Below are 16,610 nucleotides of genomic sequence, written 5' to 3'. Positions count from 1 at the left end.
ATGACAAATGCGAAGACTTCCGTGGCAGTTCCCGAAATCTGTTTTTTTCATCAACAGCAATATAGCGCTCTCGCTCCCATATGCTATGGGTGGGAAAAATGGAGGTTTTTCATGGATCTGGGTCTCACAGGGAAAAAGGCGATCGTGTGCGCGTCGAGCCGCGGTCTCGGCAAGGGCTGCGCGCAGGCGCTGGCTGAAGCCGGTTGCGATATCGTTCTGAACGGCCGCACCGAAGCTGTTCTGGAAGAAACGCGCAAGGAAATTCAGGACAGATACAACGTGTCGGTTCTCAGCATTGCCGCCGACGTTTCCTCTCCGGAAGGCCAGCGCGCGCTTCTGTCCGCGTGTCCGGATCCGGATATTCTCGTCAACAACAACGGCGGCCCTCCGAGACGGGACTACACGGAACTTGACCGCGAAGCCATGATCGACGGCGCGATCCAGAATTTCGTCACGCCTGTCGAGCTGATTCAGGCCGTCGCTCCCGGCATGAAGGAACGCGGGTTCGGCCGGATCGTGAACATCACGTCCCTGTCCGTGAAGATGCCGATCGAGGGTCTGGACCTGTCCAGTGGTGCAAGAGCCGGCCTGACGGCGTTTCTGGCCGGTGTGTGCAGACAGTTGGCGCCCCACGGCGTGACGATCAACAACCTGTTGCCCGGCAAGATGGACACCGACAGGCTGAGAGGTGGTTTCGAACGGGCCGCGCAGCAGACCGGCACGAGCCTGGATGACATCAGGGCGCAGCAGGCGGCGGAGATCCCGACGGGACGCTTTGGCAACGCGGAAGAATTCGGGCAGGCCTGCGCCTTCCTGTGCTCCCGGTACGCGGGCTACATCACCGGTCAGAACCTTCTGATGGATGGCGGCCTCTACCCGGCAGCTTTCTGAGCAAACCGTCGCAACAAAAAAGGCCGGGAACAGTTCCCGGCCTTCTCATTTGCAAATCGGTTTTGGTCAGAACTTGTAGCGCAGCGATGCGGACAGGATGTTCACGTTGCTGTCGACGTCGCCCGTGTAGGTTCCGAAGACCGCGTTGTAGTCCTGGTGGCTCGGATCGATGTTGATTTTCGTGTCTTCGGTCAGGATGTGCGTGTAGCCGATGTCGAAGGACATGTGCTTGTTGAAGTTGTAGCTTGCACCCGCTGACAGCCACCAGCGATTGTTGTCCGGAAGCCGCGTGGAGCGGATGTCTTCGTCGATCGGGGACAGTTCGTAACCGACACCCGCGCGGAAAGTCAGCTTCTCGTTGAAATCATATTCACCGCCGACGGAGAAGAACCAGCCGTCATCGTAGTTGAAGTGCAAGGTGGTCAGGGCGGTTCCGGTGATCGTGGAGGTCGCCACCGGTGACTTCAGACGGCTCCAGTTGGTCCACTCCACCGTTCCGAGCAAACGCATCTTGTCGGTGATCTTCTGTTTCGCCGAGATGTTGACCATGTCCGGCATGACAACGCCGAGGTCGATTTCGGCACGGCTGCCGCCGGCAAAGAGCTGTCCGTTCAGGCTGTGTCCGACCCCCGACCGGTATCCGATGCCGATCTCGGTTCCATCCACGGGCTTGAGGGTGACACCGGCGGTCACGCCGACACCGAAACCGTCTCCATAGATTTCGTTGGAGCGCGGGAATCCTGCCCCCGATGTCGCATCCGCCGATTTCAGGCTGACATCCAGGTACTGAACCTGAACGCCGACAGCCAGGGCGATCATGTCATTGACCTGGTAGGCAACACTCGGATTGACGTTGATTGAAAAGACCCGCGACGATCGCGAATAGAACTGCGCAGCCCAATTCTGCTCCGGCTTGGTGGTCAGGCCAAATGGCGCATTGATGCCGACACCGAAGATCCATTTTTCATCCGGCCGGTAGGAAATGTAGGTTGCCGGGACAACGGCATCCAGGCCGATGTCACCACTTCCGATAGAAGAGGTCCCCAGGAACCCGCCGCTCAGCGTACCATCGATTTCCGAGTTCGGGATGATCAGCGATCCGTGTGTCTCGACAGTCCAGCCCATCTGTGCACCGATGAGCGCAGCCGGGTTCCAGTACATCGCGGAAATCGTCTCGCCCGATGTTCCGTAACCCGCGAACGATGTTCCCTGGAAGTAGGCGCTTTGCTCGCGGATCGCAAAGGCGCCCGCGTGGGCAGCGGTGGCTGCAATCGAAAAGGCTATTGCCGTGGAGGCGAATAGAATCGTGTTTTTATTTGCCCATTTCATGGTGTTTTCTCCCATCCCCCTCCCGCCGGAGGAAATCTGATTTCGAGGAACAGGTTTTTCCAAGATTGCGGGCTGTTGCAAGACAAGATTTCACCGCCGCCATGGCACATTTCTTCATGCTGCAACGCAAAATAATCCAAGAAACAGGGACTGTCGGCGTGCAAAAGAAGCAAAATGGCGCGGAAAGGTCTTCGCTGACGCCGCTTTGTCACGAACGCGACACACATACGTAAAAATGCCTAAAAAATAGGCAAACAATCATTAACCTTCCTTTAACGTCAATTATTCGGGGATCGTTGCTGCATTGCCACACTTACCCATACGGAAGGCCCGAGGCACTGTGGATGACTTCGTATGATCTAGCCGCTGGAAACCGCGCTTTTCCTGGCAGGAGAAGTCCTCGAAGTTGCAGGCCCGGGTGTATCCGGACCTGCCAGGCGCAGTCAGATTCGCGTCATTAAGGTTTCATCGACGCGCTTACGTGCAAGTCATGTGCGGGACGCTGACCGCACGGCCGGAAGGCTGCGTCAGGCGCCGGTGTCCCGCGCGCTCAGAAATCGCCGCATTGCGACATCGCTCCACGGCGCCAGCCGCGCGCGCGCGGCAACATGGCTTTCGTAGATGCGTTTGCTGAGCGGGCCCTTTTCCGCAAATTCCTGAAGCACGGCAGACGCCGTCTTGCGCAGGGCCTCCAGAACCTCGTCCGGATAGGGTTTGACCTCAACGCCGTCTTCCTCCTGAAGCAGCTTCAGGCTGCCCGCATTTTCCCAGTCGCTTTCGGCCAGGGCCCGTCCATTCTCCGCGCGGCACGCTTCCAGCACGGCAGCGCGCAGGTCTTCCGGCAGGCCCTCGAGGGCAACCTGATTGAACAACGCTTCACCGGTTCCATTGGGTTCGTGAAACCCCGGCGAATAATAGTTCTTGGCAACTTTCTGGAACCCCATGGCGCGGTCGGACCAGGGACCGAGAAACTCGGTCGCATCGAGCACGCCGGACTGAAGCGCCTGGAACAGTTCGGCCGGCGGCAGCCCGACCGGCGTCGCACCGAGACGGCGCATGACCTCGCCGCCAAGTCCGGGCATCCGGATCTTGAGCCCGTTCAGATCGTCCAGACTGTTGATGTCCTTCTTGTACCACCCGCCCATCTGCACGCCGGTATTGCCGGCCATCACCGGTTTCACCCCAAACGGCGCGTAAAGCTCGTCCCAGAGCGCTTGCCCGCCGCCCCTCTCGATCCAGCTGATGTGTTCATGGGGAAGCAGACCGAACGGGATCGCCGTGAAGAAGACCGAGGCCGGGATCTTGCCCTGCCAGAAGAACGAGGCCGTATGGGCCATCTGTGCCGTTCCCGACGCCACCGCGTCGAAAACCTCGAGCGCCGGCACAAGTTCGCCGGCCGAATAGAGCCGGATGCGCAGGCGCCCCCCGGTCATGGCCGAAACCTGGTCAACGATCCTCTGCGCCGTAACGCCGGGCCCGGGCAGATTTTTCGGCCAGGACGTCACCATCTTCCACTCGATCGTCGCAGTGCCTTGTGCCAAGGCAGGGGCTGCCAGGAGCCCCCCGCCACCTGCTGCCGTTGCCCCGAGCAGCGCCCGGCGGTTCAATTGCCTGTCGTTTTCTGTCTTCTTGCCGGACATCTCAAGCGCTCCACATCTGATAGAAATGGTGCACGGGGCCATGGCCGGATCCGATCTCCAGCTGATCGGCAGCCGCAATCGCGCCGTGCACATATTGATTGGCGGCCGCAATGGCCTCTCCCAGCACCATCTGCCTTGCCAACCCTGCCGCAATCGCTGATGAAAGTGTGCATCCGGTCCCGTGCGTGTTTTCCGTTGCAATGCGTGTCTGACGGAACCAGACCGGTTCCCCCGTTGCGGTCAGGAACAGGTCATTGCTGTCGTCGCCTGTACCGTGCCCTCCCTTCAACAGCACGGAACGCGCACCGAGGCCCATCAGTCGCTCGGCCTGGGACAGCATGTCTGCTTCGCCCGCCGCGATCGGTGCGTCCAGCATGCGCGCGGCCTCATGAAGATTGGGCGTGATCACGTCGGCCAAAGGAACAAGCTCGGAGAGGAGACTGGCGACCGCGCTCTCGGCCAGCAGAGGGTCGCCACTCGCCGCCACCATGACCGGGTCAAGCACGATCGGCCCCGTTTCATGCGCCTTCAGGCCCGCCGCGACCGTTTCGATGATGGTCGCGCTGGCGAGCATGCCGATTTTCGTGGCCTTGACGCTGAGGTCCGAATAGACCGCATCCATCTGGGCGCGCACGAATTCCGTCGGCACGTCGTGGATGGCACTGACGCCGCGGGTGTTTTGAGCCGTCAGCGCCGTCAGCACGCTGGCACCGTAGACACCGTTGGCGGAAAACGCCTTGAGATCTGCCTGTATCCCGGCACCGCCTCCGCTGTCGGAGCCTGCAATGGTCACCGCAATCGCGGTCATGAGAACCTCCTCATAGTGCAATTCCGTTCAAGACGCTCAGGCGCTCTTCAACCTGACTTCGATATCGCGCGAGGTCATCGTGTAGAGCGCATCCAGCAATTCGGGGACAAGCGTTCCGGGACCCCGCGCCTCGCTCGCCGCCATCTCGCCGGCAATGTTGAAGACGGACAGTCCCGCAGCGGCAGCCAGGGCCGTGTCGGTCTCGATGCTCGCAAAAGCGGCCAGCACCGCACCGCCCGCGCACCCCGTCGCGGTCACGCGCGCCATCAGCGGATGGCCGTTTCGAAGACGGAAGTCTTCCTGTGTGCTCTCGACCCGGTCTTCCTCACCCGTCACCGTCAGCACCGTGCCGTCGGCAATCAGGTGTTCAACCGCTGCCCGGTCCGGAAAAAGGGCCGCCTGTTCCCGTTCGTTCAGGCGGACAAGATCGGGTTTCAGACCCAGGAGATCGCGCGCGTAAGCGCAGCGGACCGGAGACCTTTCGACAAAAACCGGGTCGAGACTGACCGGACGCCCGGCCGCCTTCGCCGCTTCGATCGCGACAGGGATCGCCTGCCGGCGCGTTTCGTCGAGCGTTCCCAGGTTGATCAGCAGCGCGTCGGCACCCGCTGCAAAGCCGGCGACTTCCTCGGGGGCGATCGTCATGGAGGGGATCGCGCCGATTGCCAGCAAGGCATTTGCGGTGAAGTGCTGCGCCACGGAATTCGTGATGGCATGAACGCGCGGGGCCTTCTCGCGCACCTTCTGCAGCAGGTCAAAGACGGTTTCGGCCGCAAGGGGCTGTGTTGAAGCAGCAACCGTAAGGCTCATGCATCTCCTCCGAACAAGGACGTTTCAATCGAAGGGATGAAAGAAAGGCGCGCGGCCGGGTGGCCATGGGTCTTATCTCAAATCCCTCCGCCGGTACCAACCGGATCAGGTTCAAGGAGTTGGCGCTTTGCCTCTCAGCCCGGTCGTATTCGCCGGGCACCCCCATGAGACTTCCGCACTGCTAACAAGCCCGGTAACCGATTGCAAGCCCCGGACCCCGTCCTCGTTGATCTACGTGTGTCATCTGCGATTGACTGACGCGGTCAGATGGGCGATGTCCTTGGGCATTCCATTCGAATGAAAACTGCCGGAGTGTCGCATGGTTCCGTTTTTCGTGATGATCAAATGCCAGCTGGGCAAGACCTACCAGGTCGCGAACGCCATCGCGGATGCGGAAATTGCGTCCGAGGTCTATTCGACCAGCGGTGACTATGACCTTCTCGTGAAGTTCTATGTCGATGACGGTGCCGACATCGGGCATTTCGTCAACGAAAAGGTCCACCCGATCGGCGGCATTCAGGACACCAAGACCATCATCACGTTCAAGGCATTCTGACCGGCTTCCGGGACGGGTCTTTTGCTCAGGGGCCGCTTTACGGCCAGGGAGATGTTCAATGCGCTTCGTGATCTCAGCCATGATCGCCGCCGGTTTGAGTGTGCTGCCACCCGTCCTGTCCGATGAGGCAAAGGCGCAGGGCATGCCGCCGGAGCAGATCAAGCAGATCCTCGACATGACCAAGACGAGCTGGGTCTCGTTTCGGGACTGGCAGGGTCAGCAACTGATCTATTTCACGCATCTCGAAGCCTGGAAATGCGGCATCGATTATGTCTTCTACGGTCTGAATGGCAGTCCGCTCGATCAGATGTGGGAACTGGATCCCTGCAATCCGGACAACCCGAACGCCGTTCTGAAGGACAAGCCCTATATCGAGTTGCCCGCCGGCTCGACCCAGTCGATCAGCGTGCAGCTGATCTATCCGGACGGAACGAAAAGCCCCGTCGAGACGTTCCAGTACAAGCCGCAATAGGCAGTCACTGTTTCCCAGATTTGTCGTCCCGATTTGCCGCACGCGCCGCAAGACCGGGAACCAGTACTCCAAGTGGCCAGAAGTCCAGAAGTTGAAAGAACAAGCGGAAACAGGTGATTACTGGTTTCCGGCCTTTCGCTCTGCTTCAGCCGGAATGACAAGTTCATCGTCTGCGGACCGCCTCACGAGATCCCAGTCCGGTTAACTCGGACAGCAGCGAACAGGCGGCAACAGGCCTCAGGACCGCGACGGCGTCGACGCCCTGCGGTCCTTGGTGCGGTCGAGACCGAGCTTGTGCTCGCGGTAAATGACGAAGACGCCGGCCGCGATCACGATCGCCGCGCCCGCGAGCACTTCCGGCACGGGTGCTTCTGAAAAGATCACCCAGCCGACGAGGATCGCCCACAACATGTTCACGTAGTCGAACGGCGCAATCGTCGAGGCCTCGGCGTATCGGTAACTCTGTGTCAGCAGGATCTGCCCGACGCCGCCGGCAAGTCCGATCACCAGAAGAAGCCCCGCCGTCGACAGATCCGGAATGACCCAGGCCTGCCCTGGAAGCAGGAAACCGAGCGGCAAAGTCAGGAGAGACAGGACCGTCGAAGACGCGGCAAACCAGGTGACGATGGTGGAGGTCCGTTCCGTTTCACACAGTTTTCGCACCGTTATCATCGCAAGTGCCGCGAAACCGGCGGCCATGATGCCCAGAACCGCGCCAGCGGTCGAGGCGCTGTCCAGTTCCTCCTCGCCGAGATGCGGCGACAACACGATCAGGATCCCCAAAAAGCCGACCCCGACGGCACTCCACCGGTAGATCCGCACCGTTTCGCCCAGCAGAAAATAGGCCAGGACGACGACGAACAAGGGCGTTGCAAAGCCGATGGCAGTCGCATCCGGCAATGGCAGCAGGTAAAGCGCAGTGAACGAGCATACCATTGCAGAGAGCCCCACCGCCGCACGCGTGAGGTGACCGCGCGGATTACTGGTTTTGAATGCCAGGCCGAGCTCTCCGCGCAGTCCGACCATGAGCAGAACCGGGAACAGGCCGAAGAAATTGCGCGCAAAGACAAGCTGGCCGATCGGAACGTCCTCGGCGGCAATCTTGAGTGCGGTCGCCATGACAAAGAACGTGAACGTCGATCCGAGCTTCAGGGATATTCCCAAGAGCGGCGCATGTCGCGTCATACCGGTGGGAGCCGGGGCTCCGGTGAAGCGGGATCGCAGGCTTTTGAATGCCATCTGGAACATCCGGGACCGGCGCAAAAGGAGTTGCTCTCCCCAGACGCACCGGGCCTAAGGATCGGAAAGAGCGGCAAGCGGCCCCCTGCGCGCTGCAACAATTGCCGCTGCGGTCAATTTCTGAGCCAGAAACGGGTGGGAGCCGTGTTATGGAGTGGCTAGATGCAAGCAATATCCCGCGAAGATGGCGACAATGCAATCTGCGAAGTCGCAAAAGTGGCGTCTGGGGATGCATGACAGGCCTGCAAATTGAGCGGAACCGTCAAAATCTCTTCACAAGTGGCTCATGACCCCTTACCGGTCTCCCTTTGCCACATCAGCTACCTATAATCTCAGGAAACACAGATTCGAGAGGCAGACAGCCATGTTCCGTTCGTTTTTCAAGAACCGCAAGTGGTTCCTATGGGCCTGGGTCGGCTCCGTCCTTATCCTCTGGGTAACCTGGTACAAGGTTCAGCTGGACGTGGAAATCAACGAATGGTTCGGCTCGTTCTACGACACCATCCAGAAAGCGCTCGCTGAGCCGGGTGCCGTGACCATGAACGAATACATGGCGGAACTCTCGACCTTTTTCTGGATCGCCGCGCTCTATGTCGCGATCGCGGTGGTTCTCGACTTCTTCATCAAGCACTTCATCTTCCGATGGCGAACAGCCATGAACGACTATTACATGTCGCATTGGCATGTCGTACGCGGGATCGAAGGCGCAGCCCAGCGCGTCCAGGAAGACACGATGCGCTTCGCGCGGATCATGGAAGGCCTCGGCGTTTCCTTCATGCGCTCGGTGATGACGTTGATTGCCTTCCTGCCGCTCCTCTGGGAGCTGTCCAAAAACGTCACGGCGCTCCCCTGGATCGGTCCGATCGATCACTCGCTGGTCTATGTTGCGATTCTGTCGGCCGCGTCGGGAACGGTTCTGCTTGCGGCGGTGGGCATCAAGCTGCCCGGCCTTGAATTCAACAATCAGAAAGTGGAAGCCGCCTACCGCAAGGAACTGGTCTACGGCGAAGACAACGAGGACAGGGCGTCGCCGCCGTCGGTCGTCGAACTTTACGGAGCCGTTCGCAAAAACTATTTCAGGCTCTTCTTTCACTACCTCTATTTCGATGTTGCCAGGTGGTCCTACCTGCAGGCGACCGTTCTCGTCCCCTACGTTGCGCTGGCACCGACAATCGTTTCAGGCGCGATCACCCTTGGCGTGATGCAGCAGATCGTCCGGGCGTTCAACCGGGTTGAAAGTTCGTTCCAGTATCTCGTCAATGCCTGGACTACGATCGTGGAACTGATCTCCGTCTACAAGCGTCTGCGCGCCTTCGAGCATCACATCTGGGAATACGAGGCGGACGGCGGAACACCCACTCCGATGCCGGCCGAGTGATACGAACGGCATAAACGGAAATGAAAAAGGCGCCGGAACCGGCGCCTTTTTTGTTGGTCTCGACTGCCTCTACTTTGCCGCCTGGATCGCTTCCCAGACCCGGAGCGGGGTGGCAGGCATGTCGAGCAGCTCGGTAACGCCAGCGCCGTCCTTGAGCGCCATCTGAACCGCGTTCATGACAGCCGCGCAGCCGCCGATGGTCCCGGCCTCCCCGGCCCCCTTGATGCCCATGGCATTGGTGGTTGAGGGAACGTTCCGCGTTTCGAAATGAATGTCGGAAAGATCCGCCGCCCGGAGCAGCCGGTAGTCCAGCAGCGAGGCGGTCAGAAGCTGGCCGTCCTCATCGTAGACGGTATGCTCACACAGCGCCTGGCTGACCGCGTTCGCGGCCCCGCCGATCACCTGGCCTTCGAGGAGCAGCGGGTTCACCGTCACGCCGAAATCATCGATGATGACATAGTTTTCCAGAGACACGTCGCCGGTCTCCGGGTCGATCTCCACCTCGCACACATGCGTTCCGTTCGGATAGGTCGCCTCGTTCTGGCGAACCTCCTCGCGGGCCGAAAGCGTTTCTCCGGCGGTTGCGACGATCTCCGCCAGGCTGACCTGCTGGTCGGTCCCGACGACGCGCACGATCCCGCTTTCCAATTCCAGATCCTCGACGCCCGCTTCCAGCCGGTCGGCGGCAAGCTCCTTGACCTTCTTGACCAGCGCGTCACTGGCATCGCGCACCGAAGGCAACCCGAGCGGGATCGAGCGCGACCCGCCGGTGCCGCCGCCATTCTCGACGCGGTCGGTATCCCCCTGGATCACCTCGACATCGTCGATCGTCACGCCGAATTTCTCGGCAACGACCTGGCTATAGGACGTGGCGTGCCCCTGACCGTTGGTCTGCGTGCCGATCAGAAGGGTCAGGTTCCCGTTTTCGCTGAGCTCGACCGTCGCTTCTTCACCGCCGGGAAACGCACAGGCCTCGATATAGGAGCACAAGCCGATGCCGCGGTATTTGCCCGCCCTGGCGCTGTCTTCCTGGCGGGATGAAAAGCCCGCCCAGTCCGAAACTTCAAGGGCCTTTTCCAGATGTCCCGCATAGTCGCCGGTGTCGTACATGCGGCCGGTCTGGGTGGTGTAGGGCAACTGTTCGGCCCTGATGAAATTCCGCTTGCGGATCTCGATCGGTCCAAGTCCCGTTTCCTCGCCGGCCTTGTCCATGAGGCGTTCGATCAGATAGGCGGCCTCGGGCCGGCCCGCACCGCGGAAGGCATCCGTCGGCACGTTGTGCATGTAAACGCCCTCGGTCTTGGCGAACACGGCCGGAATGTCATAGAGCCCGGACGACATGGCCGTGCCGACCCAGGGGATGAAGGGTGCGAACTGGCTGAGATAGGCGCCCATGGCCGCCTTCACGAGCACCCGCAGGCCGAGGATCTTCGCGTTCTCGTCAAGCGCCAGCTCGGCGGTGCTCAGATTATCGCGGCCATGGGCATCGGTCACGAAATGCTCCATGCGCTCGCCGGTCCAGCGAACGGGCCTGCGCAGCCGCTCCGCCGCGATCATCAGCAGCGGGTATTCGCGGTAGCAGAACGCCTTGGTCCCGAAACCGCCGCCAACCTCCGGCGTGATCACCTGGATCCTGTCCTTTTCCAGCCCGAGCACCTTGCAGATGACATCGCGCATGCCATGGCCGCCCTGCGTGCCGAGCGTGAGCTTGTAGCGCTCGCTGTCCGCATTGAACTCCGCGACGCAGCCGCGCAGCTCCATGTAGTTGGCGACAATGCGATTGTTCACGATTTCAATGGAAACCGTCTTGTACGCGTTGGCAAAGGCTTCGTCTGTTCTGGCTTCGCTGCCGTGGCCGAACGTGAAGGCGAGGTTGGAGCCGTGTTCCGGCCAGACCTTCACCGCGTCCGGCGCCAGCGCGTCCTCGATGCTGATCACGACATCGAGCGGTTCATAGTCCACTTCCAGCATTTCCGCCGCGTTCCGCGCCGTGTTCACGTCGTCGGCAACGATAAAGGCGATTGCGTCGCCGACATACCTGACCTCATCGGTACAAAGGAGCGGCTGCGGCGGCAGCCAGTGGTCCGTTCCGTCGATCTGCTTCAGCCGTGCCATGGTCGGCAGCGTGCGCCCGTCGACATCGGCCCCCGTGAAGACCAGATGAACGCCGTCCATCGCCGCAATGTCGGCCGCATTCTCCACGCGGATCCGGGCATGCGCCATGGCGGAGCGGACAACGACGCCGTGCAGACATCCCTCGGGCTGGTAGTCGCCGGTGTAAATGCCCTCTCCCGTAATGAGAGGCTCGTCTTCCTTGCGGCGCAAAGGTGCGCCGACACCGAATTTCGGAGTGACCATCTGGTTCATGAATCAGGACCTGTGTTTTGGGAGGACTTCCCTGGAAATCAGAATACCGAAGACAACGGATATGCACCCATGTATGTTCCGAAGGCCACCGTAGCCAGTGGTTCTGTTGCCTTTCGCGCTCCGGAACAGGCGTGCTCCTCGAAATATAACCGGTTCCGCTCAGAAGGCAAACATTGCCGCGACTGCTTTCCTTCCGGCGCAAAAGCGCTTAGCCTGAGCGCATCGCCACCACCAGACCGATCGAACGGATCCTCACGCGCGTCCCGCATCGCGCCGCTTTCGCGGTTTTCGTTCGCACCTGAAAAAACGAAAAAGCGCATCGAGAGGGCAGGCCCGGAACCGGACGCCTGACGTCAAAGGACTTCAACTTGCTGAAACGGGTCGAACAGAAGCTGACAGCGATCACCGGCGGATTGCCTTCCAATACGGTCGGCGCCCTCTGGGTGCTGCTGGCGGCCTTCGGCTTCACGGTCATGGTGACGCTGATCAAGTTTGTCGGCCAGGACATCGGCGTCTTTCAGATCCTTGTGGTGCGCCAGGCCGTGATGCTCGTGATCGTCGCACCGACGATCCTGCGCGGGTTACCGACATCCCTGTCGACCCAACGGCCCGGCCTTCAGCTTGCCCGTGTCCTGCTGGCGGCCACGGCGATGCTCTGCGGCTTCACGGCGTTTATCGAATTGCCCCTTGCCGACGTCACCGCAATCAGCTTTTCCCGCACCTTCTTCATCACCATTTTCGCCATCTGGTTTCTGAGCGAGACGGTGGGTGTGCACCGCTGGGGCGCGACCATCGTCGGCTTTCTCGGCGTCCTCCTGATGCTGCGGCCGGGCGCGGAAGGGATCGTCGATCCTTATGCGCTTCTCGCCATCGCGGGCGCGGGCTGCGCCGGAATGGTCATGATCGTCGTGCGCATCCTCACCCGCACCGACAGTCCGGTGACGATCCTCACCTATCAGGCGCTCGGCGTCGGTCTCATCATGCTCGTCCCGGCGATCATCAACTGGCAATCCCCCACGCTGCATCAGTGGGGCCTGATGATCGTTATCGGCATCGTGTCCTGGGCAGCGCAGCTCGCCAACATCAAGGGATTCAAGGCAGGCGAGGCAACCGCCATCGCCTCGCTCGATTACACGCGGCTGCTTTATGCGACCATTTTCGGCGCGCTGGTCTTCGGTCAGTGGCCAAGCGTCGAAACGTTGATCGGCGCCGCCATCATCATTGCCGCCTCGATCTACACGGTCCGCCGGGAAGCCAAGCGGGGACGCGAACTGGCACGTGCAGCCGAAGGCCGCAGCGAATCCCACTAGCATACGGACATAACCGCTCTCCGCGAGGGAGGCAGCCATCGATCATCAAGCGCTTTTCGCCTCCGCCTGGGCACGTTTGCGGGCTTCTTCCTCGACCAGTTCCTTTTTGGAAAGTTTCCCGACCATGGTTTTTGGAAGCTCATTTCGAAACTCGAATTCTCTCGGGAGTTCAATGGCTGAGAGATGTTCCTTAAGAAACTGCTTAAGCTCTTCACCGGTCAGGGTCTCGCCGTCCTTCAGCTTGACGAATGCCTTTGGCGACTGGCCGCGATATTCGTCGGGGATGGCAATGACGATTGTCTCGTCAACGGCTGCATGCTGATAGATCGCTTCTTCGATCACACGCGGATAGACGTTGTAGCCGGAACACAGGATGAGATCCTTGATCCGGTCGACAAGGTAGATGAAGCCGTCCGTATCGCGGTAACCGACATCGCCGGTGTGAAGATATCCTTCCGGCGTGATCGTGTCCGCCGTGGCGTCGTCCCGTTTCCAGTATCCCTTCATGACCTGCGGGCCATGCAGCAACAATTCGCCCTTCTCGCCTTCAGCCACATCCGTTTCACGGTCTTCGATGCTGACAAAGCGCGCGCTCGTTCCCGGCACGAGACGGCCGATGGAACCGGCGCGGCGGTTTTCGTCCAGCGGATTGACCGCGGCAACCGGGGAAGATTCCGTCAGACCGTAGCCTTCCACGAGAATACAGCCGGTCAGCGTCTCGAAGCTCTCCTTGACCTCCACCGGCAGCGGAGCGCCTCCGGAAATGCAAAGCGAGATGCTGGACAGGTCGTAGCTTGGCGTCAGCGGCGAGTTGTTGATCGCCGTATAGAGCGTCGGCACGCCGGGGAACAACGTCACCTGTTTGCGTTTGACCGCGTCGAGCAGCGCCTTCAGCTCGAAACGCGGCTGCAGCACCATCTCAGCGGCAAGAATGATCGACAGGTTCTGGGCAACGGTCATGGCGAAGACGTGAAAGAAGGGCAACACGCAGAGCATCTTTTCCTTGCCCAGCTGCGCCTTCTCGAAAACGCAGCGCATCTGCTCGATATTCGCCGACAGGTTCTTGTGCGTGAGCATGGCGCCCTTCGGGACACCCGTTGTGCCGCCGGTATACTGCAGCACCGCGATGGCCTCCTCCGGGTCGATGTCGACCGGTTCCGGCGCGGCTCCCTCCGTTTGCAACTCGTCGAACCAGACATGCGCTTCGTCGCGCGGAATGACGGCAAGTTCCTTGCGCTTGAAGAGGTTGAACAGCACCTTCTTCATTGTCGGCAGACAGAACGACATCGGGCAGACGACGATCTTGTCGAGCACACGTTCCTTGCGGACCGCCTCGACCTTGTCGTAGATCACCTTCAGGTCCATCGTGACCATGATGCGCACATCGGCATCACGCGCCTGGAAGCTGATTTCACGTTCGACATAGAGCGGATTGAAATTGGCAACCGTCGCCCCGACCTTCAGGATCGCGAAGTAGAAGATCGTGTAGAACGGCGTGTTGGGGAGGCAAAGCCCCACATGCACACCGGGCCCGACCCCCATGGCCTGCAGGCCGGCCGCCGTGGAATTCACAAGCTCGCCGAGCTCGTCATAGGTCCAGACCTTGCCCATGAAATCAGCAGCCGGGGATCCGCCGAAATTCGAGACAGTGTTTTCCAGATATTCGTGCACCGGACGGGGCTCGAATGCCGCGTTCCACTCCTCCGCAGTCGTCATAACGTTCTCCAACGCATTATTTTCCGCTTCAACGCTTGAGGCCTGGCCAGCCGAATTGTCCGTTGACCGCGGCACCAGCCGCGGCGGGACACCTCCTTCCCGGCGCCAGGCGCATTGAATGCGTCTCTTCTTGCTTCTTCTTGACATGACGCAACCTTCCGTTCACGTCAACTCACGACGTTACGACACCCCGTCACTTTTTTTGTGCGCAGAGGCAATCCCTCCGCGCCTTTCGGCAGAAGATTCAAGGAAAGTACAAGTAAAAACAGCGTGTTGAGCAAAAGAGCTTCGTGACAGAAACGGCTATCGTTTCGGCCAGTTCCACCGTGGCAGTTCCTCAACGTCAGCCACCGTTTCGCCGAGTTCCTTGCGCAATTCATAGCGCAGGCACCCTGGAAGAGCGGCCAGCGTGTCGACCAGATCGCGCGCATGGGACACCACGATGACCTGGGTTTTCTCTGCCGCTCTGGTCACCAGCCGTCCCAGCGGCTCCAGCAGGTCGGGATGCAGGCTGGTCTCCGGTTCGTTCAAGACAATCAGCGGTGCCGGACGGGGAGAAAGCAGCGCCGCCGTCAGCAACAGGTACCGCAACGTCCCGTCGGACAACTCGCTGGCCCGGAGCGGCCGCAGCAGCCCCTTTTGCTGCATGAACAGTTCGAAATAGCCCTCGTTGACGCTGACACTGATCGACGCACCGGGAAACGCGTCATCGATGGCTTCGGCAAGGGCAACCTCGTCGCCGATCTCGACGATGGTTTGCAGGGCAGCCGCCAGATCACCGCCATCAGCACTGAGCACGGGCGTGCGCGTGCCGATCCGCGGAAAGCGCGCCGGCGCATCCCGGTCCGTACGCAGATGATCGTAGAAGCGCCAGGCGCGCATGCGCTCGCGCATCACCAGCAGTTCCAGCCCGTCCTTCGGATCGGCGGCATGGGTCATCATACTGTCGAAGCGCGCCATGTTCTGATAGACGGGGATCCTCTGCCCCTGGGCGTTGAGGACACGCACCGTCGGCCCGTTCCTGCCCGCGATCTCGTTGGAGCGCGACAGCGCTTCGCCTGCCCACAGGGCCTCGCTCTTGATCTCCGGATCCATGGAAAACAGCGAACGTCCGGCATCCGCGGGAAGCCCGAGATCGATGGCATAGCCGTAATCTTCGTCGGCAAAGCCGAGTTTCAGGCTGATCACGTTCTTGCGCACCGTTCCCTGGACCGGCACTTCGCCCTTTTTCATGCGCCGCGAGATGGCTTCGGGGCCTGCCCAGAGTGTCGATTGCAGGCCGCCTTCCGCCGCGATCGAGGCGATCGCCTGGCCCTGCGCCACCTCGGCCAGCAGGCGGATCGACCTGTAGAGACTCGATTTGCCGCTGCCATTCGCACCGGTCACGAGCGTGATCCTGTCGAGCGGCAGAACGATTTCCCGTAGCGACCGATAGCCGGAAACAGCCAGCGTGAGGATCATGCGAACCGAAACCTCCCTGAGTGGACACATCCCGCAGATGCGCGCATAGTCTGCCGAATTCTCTTCATGGTGGTGCAGACATGTTGAACCCGAAAGAAGCGACCGAGGACAGTTATGCACTGAATCTCGCGATATTCTGTTTCGTGGGATTCGCCTGCCTGCTGTCTATCTACATCCATTATGACAGCGGTTTGAAATACTGGTTGCTGGAATATTTTGGTGAGGAAGATCAAGCGTTTATACTGAACATTCAGGATGCGGACGGGGACAGCCTGACACTCAAGGAGGCGCTGCACGCGTCGCCGCGCGATACGTTCAAGAACAGCAGGCACTTCGAGACGCACGGCACGATGATCGTGGAGATCAATCCGACGGGCAACGATCCGCTGGCCCTGACCTTCAGGGTGCCCGACACCTGGTCCGCCCGGCTTCATTCCGAATGGATCCCTGTCACCTATCTTGGTGCCAACCCGAAAATTGCGCATCCTTCGGATCTCCTGGCTGAGTTCTGGTTCGACGCGAGGGTCCTGGTCTGGTCCGTCGCGATTGCTGCCGTTGCTTTTTTCCTGGGTTACCGGTCCGCTCAGAAATGGTCGCGTTTCAGAAACCACATGCGGCACTACTGAGAGGCAC

Annotated in this window: 14 protein-coding genes and 1 riboswitch; of the genes, 6 read left to right on the top strand and 8 right to left on the bottom strand. The window is 60.5% G+C overall.

The features are described from left to right. The first annotated feature begins 111 nt into the window (after window positions 1–111). Window positions 112–891, top strand: coding sequence for an SDR family oxidoreductase (locus ACO08A_RS21090; protein WP_422037882.1), 780 nt, complete (start codon window positions 112–114; stop codon window positions 889–891). A 66-nt stretch (window positions 892–957) separates the two neighbouring features. Here ACO08A_RS21090 and ACO08A_RS21085 read toward each other — a convergent pair whose 3' ends face one another. The 4 genes from ACO08A_RS21085 to ACO08A_RS21070 form a co-directional block, all read right to left on the bottom strand. Next, window positions 958–2,220 (bottom strand): OmpP1/FadL family transporter, encoded by a 1,263-nt coding sequence (locus tag ACO08A_RS21085; RefSeq protein ID WP_422037880.1) that lies wholly within the window; start codon window positions 2,218–2,220, stop codon window positions 958–960. Between the two features lie 527 nt (window positions 2,221–2,747). Further along, entirely contained in the window at window positions 2,748–3,860 is a 1,113-nt protein-coding gene (locus ACO08A_RS21080; RefSeq protein ID WP_422037879.1) for a TRAP transporter substrate-binding protein, read from the bottom strand. A gap of 1 nt (window position 3,861) precedes the next feature. Beyond that, window positions 3,862–4,668 carry a bifunctional hydroxymethylpyrimidine kinase/phosphomethylpyrimidine kinase gene (thiD, locus tag ACO08A_RS21075; RefSeq protein WP_422037878.1) on the bottom strand — a complete coding sequence of 269 codons (807 nt, stop codon included), beginning with the start codon at window positions 4,666–4,668 and terminating at the stop codon, window positions 3,862–3,864. Between the two features lie 36 nt (window positions 4,669–4,704). Continuing rightward, window positions 4,705–5,478, bottom strand: coding sequence for a hydroxyethylthiazole kinase (locus ACO08A_RS21070; RefSeq protein ID WP_422037877.1), 774 nt, complete (start codon window positions 5,476–5,478; stop codon window positions 4,705–4,707). 64 nt (window positions 5,479–5,542) lie between these two features. After that, window positions 5,543–5,652: riboswitch (TPP riboswitch) on the bottom strand. A gap of 145 nt (window positions 5,653–5,797) precedes the next feature. Between ACO08A_RS21070 and ACO08A_RS21065 the strand changes: the two genes are divergently transcribed. Together ACO08A_RS21065 and ACO08A_RS21060 are read left to right on the top strand one after the other, a co-directional pair. Beyond that, window positions 5,798–6,034 (top strand): Lrp/AsnC ligand binding domain-containing protein, encoded by a 237-nt coding sequence (locus ACO08A_RS21065; protein ID WP_299474182.1) that lies wholly within the window; start codon window positions 5,798–5,800, stop codon window positions 6,032–6,034. Between the two features lie 58 nt (window positions 6,035–6,092). Continuing rightward, on the top strand, window positions 6,093–6,506 hold the full coding sequence (locus ACO08A_RS21060; protein ID WP_422037876.1) for a hypothetical protein: 414 nt from the start codon (window positions 6,093–6,095) through the stop codon (window positions 6,504–6,506). Window positions 6,507–6,743: 237 nt separating this feature from the next. On the opposite strand, the gene ACO08A_RS21055 is transcribed toward ACO08A_RS21060, so the two are convergent. Further along, on the bottom strand, window positions 6,744–7,745 hold the full coding sequence (locus ACO08A_RS21055; protein ID WP_422037875.1) for a DMT family transporter: 1,002 nt from the start codon (window positions 7,743–7,745) through the stop codon (window positions 6,744–6,746). Between the two features lie 364 nt (window positions 7,746–8,109). On the opposite strand from ACO08A_RS21055, the gene sbmA reads away from it, so the two are divergent. Further along, window positions 8,110–9,123: a peptide antibiotic transporter SbmA gene (gene sbmA, locus ACO08A_RS21050; RefSeq protein ID WP_422037874.1), complete on the top strand. Its 1,014-nt coding sequence runs from the start codon at window positions 8,110–8,112 to the stop codon at window positions 9,121–9,123. 69 nt (window positions 9,124–9,192) lie between these two features. Here sbmA and ACO08A_RS21045 read toward each other — a convergent pair whose 3' ends face one another. Further along, window positions 9,193–11,490: a xanthine dehydrogenase family protein molybdopterin-binding subunit gene (locus ACO08A_RS21045; protein WP_422037873.1), complete on the bottom strand. Its 2,298-nt coding sequence runs from the start codon at window positions 11,488–11,490 to the stop codon at window positions 9,193–9,195. 368 nt (window positions 11,491–11,858) lie between these two features. Between ACO08A_RS21045 and ACO08A_RS21040 the strand changes: the two genes are divergently transcribed. Further along, complete coding sequence (locus tag ACO08A_RS21040) at window positions 11,859–12,800, top strand: DMT family transporter (RefSeq protein ID WP_422037872.1); 942 nt, start codon at window positions 11,859–11,861, stop codon at window positions 12,798–12,800. A gap of 45 nt (window positions 12,801–12,845) precedes the next feature. Here ACO08A_RS21040 and ACO08A_RS21035 read toward each other — a convergent pair whose 3' ends face one another. Further along, window positions 12,846–14,516 (bottom strand): long-chain-fatty-acid--CoA ligase, encoded by a 1,671-nt coding sequence (locus ACO08A_RS21035; RefSeq protein ID WP_422037871.1) that lies wholly within the window; start codon window positions 14,514–14,516, stop codon window positions 12,846–12,848. A gap of 303 nt (window positions 14,517–14,819) precedes the next feature. After that, a complete protein-coding gene (locus tag ACO08A_RS21030; RefSeq protein ID WP_422037870.1) occupies window positions 14,820–15,977 on the bottom strand; it encodes an AAA family ATPase in 1,158 nt (385 codons plus the stop codon). An 80-nt stretch (window positions 15,978–16,057) separates the two neighbouring features. Here ACO08A_RS21030 and ACO08A_RS21025 point away from each other — a divergent pair, with 80 nt between their 5' ends. Beyond that, window positions 16,058–16,603: a hypothetical protein gene (locus ACO08A_RS21025; protein ID WP_422037869.1), complete on the top strand. Its 546-nt coding sequence runs from the start codon at window positions 16,058–16,060 to the stop codon at window positions 16,601–16,603. The last annotated feature ends 7 nt before the right edge of the window (window positions 16,604–16,610 follow it).

The sequence above is a fragment of the Roseibium sp. genome, assembly GCF_965232425.1.
Lineage (GTDB): Bacteria > Pseudomonadota > Alphaproteobacteria > Rhizobiales > Stappiaceae > Roseibium.
Note: the sequence above shows the minus strand (reverse complement) of the source record. Positions and strands in the feature narration are given on the sequence as shown.

Excerpts from the sequence above, each read along its gene's own strand:
- ACO08A_RS21045 (WP_422037873.1), bottom strand. The coding sequence starts at position 11,490 with ATGAACCAGATGGTCACTCCGAAATTCGGTGTCGGCGCACCTTTGCGC.
- ACO08A_RS21055 (WP_422037875.1), bottom strand. The coding sequence starts at position 7,745 with ATGGCATTCAAAAGCCTGCGATCCCGCTTCACCGGAGCCCCGGCTCCC.
- ACO08A_RS21085 (WP_422037880.1), bottom strand. The coding sequence starts at position 2,220 with ATGAAATGGGCAAATAAAAACACGATTCTATTCGCCTCCACGGCAATA.
- ACO08A_RS21070 (WP_422037877.1), bottom strand. The coding sequence starts at position 5,478 with ATGAGCCTTACGGTTGCTGCTTCAACACAGCCCCTTGCGGCCGAAACC.
- ACO08A_RS21090 (WP_422037882.1), top strand. The coding sequence starts at position 112 with ATGGATCTGGGTCTCACAGGGAAAAAGGCGATCGTGTGCGCGTCGAGC.
- sbmA (WP_422037874.1), top strand. The coding sequence starts at position 8,110 with ATGTTCCGTTCGTTTTTCAAGAACCGCAAGTGGTTCCTATGGGCCTGG.
- ACO08A_RS21025 (WP_422037869.1), top strand. The coding sequence starts at position 16,058 with ATGTTGAACCCGAAAGAAGCGACCGAGGACAGTTATGCACTGAATCTC.
- thiD (WP_422037878.1), bottom strand. The coding sequence starts at position 4,668 with ATGACCGCGATTGCGGTGACCATTGCAGGCTCCGACAGCGGAGGCGGT.
- ACO08A_RS21080 (WP_422037879.1), bottom strand. The coding sequence starts at position 3,860 with ATGTCCGGCAAGAAGACAGAAAACGACAGGCAATTGAACCGCCGGGCG.
- ACO08A_RS21060 (WP_422037876.1), top strand. The coding sequence starts at position 6,093 with ATGCGCTTCGTGATCTCAGCCATGATCGCCGCCGGTTTGAGTGTGCTG.
- ACO08A_RS21065 (WP_299474182.1), top strand. The coding sequence starts at position 5,798 with ATGGTTCCGTTTTTCGTGATGATCAAATGCCAGCTGGGCAAGACCTAC.
- ACO08A_RS21035 (WP_422037871.1), bottom strand. The coding sequence starts at position 14,516 with ATGACGACTGCGGAGGAGTGGAACGCGGCATTCGAGCCCCGTCCGGTG.
- ACO08A_RS21030 (WP_422037870.1), bottom strand. The coding sequence starts at position 15,977 with ATGATCCTCACGCTGGCTGTTTCCGGCTATCGGTCGCTACGGGAAATC.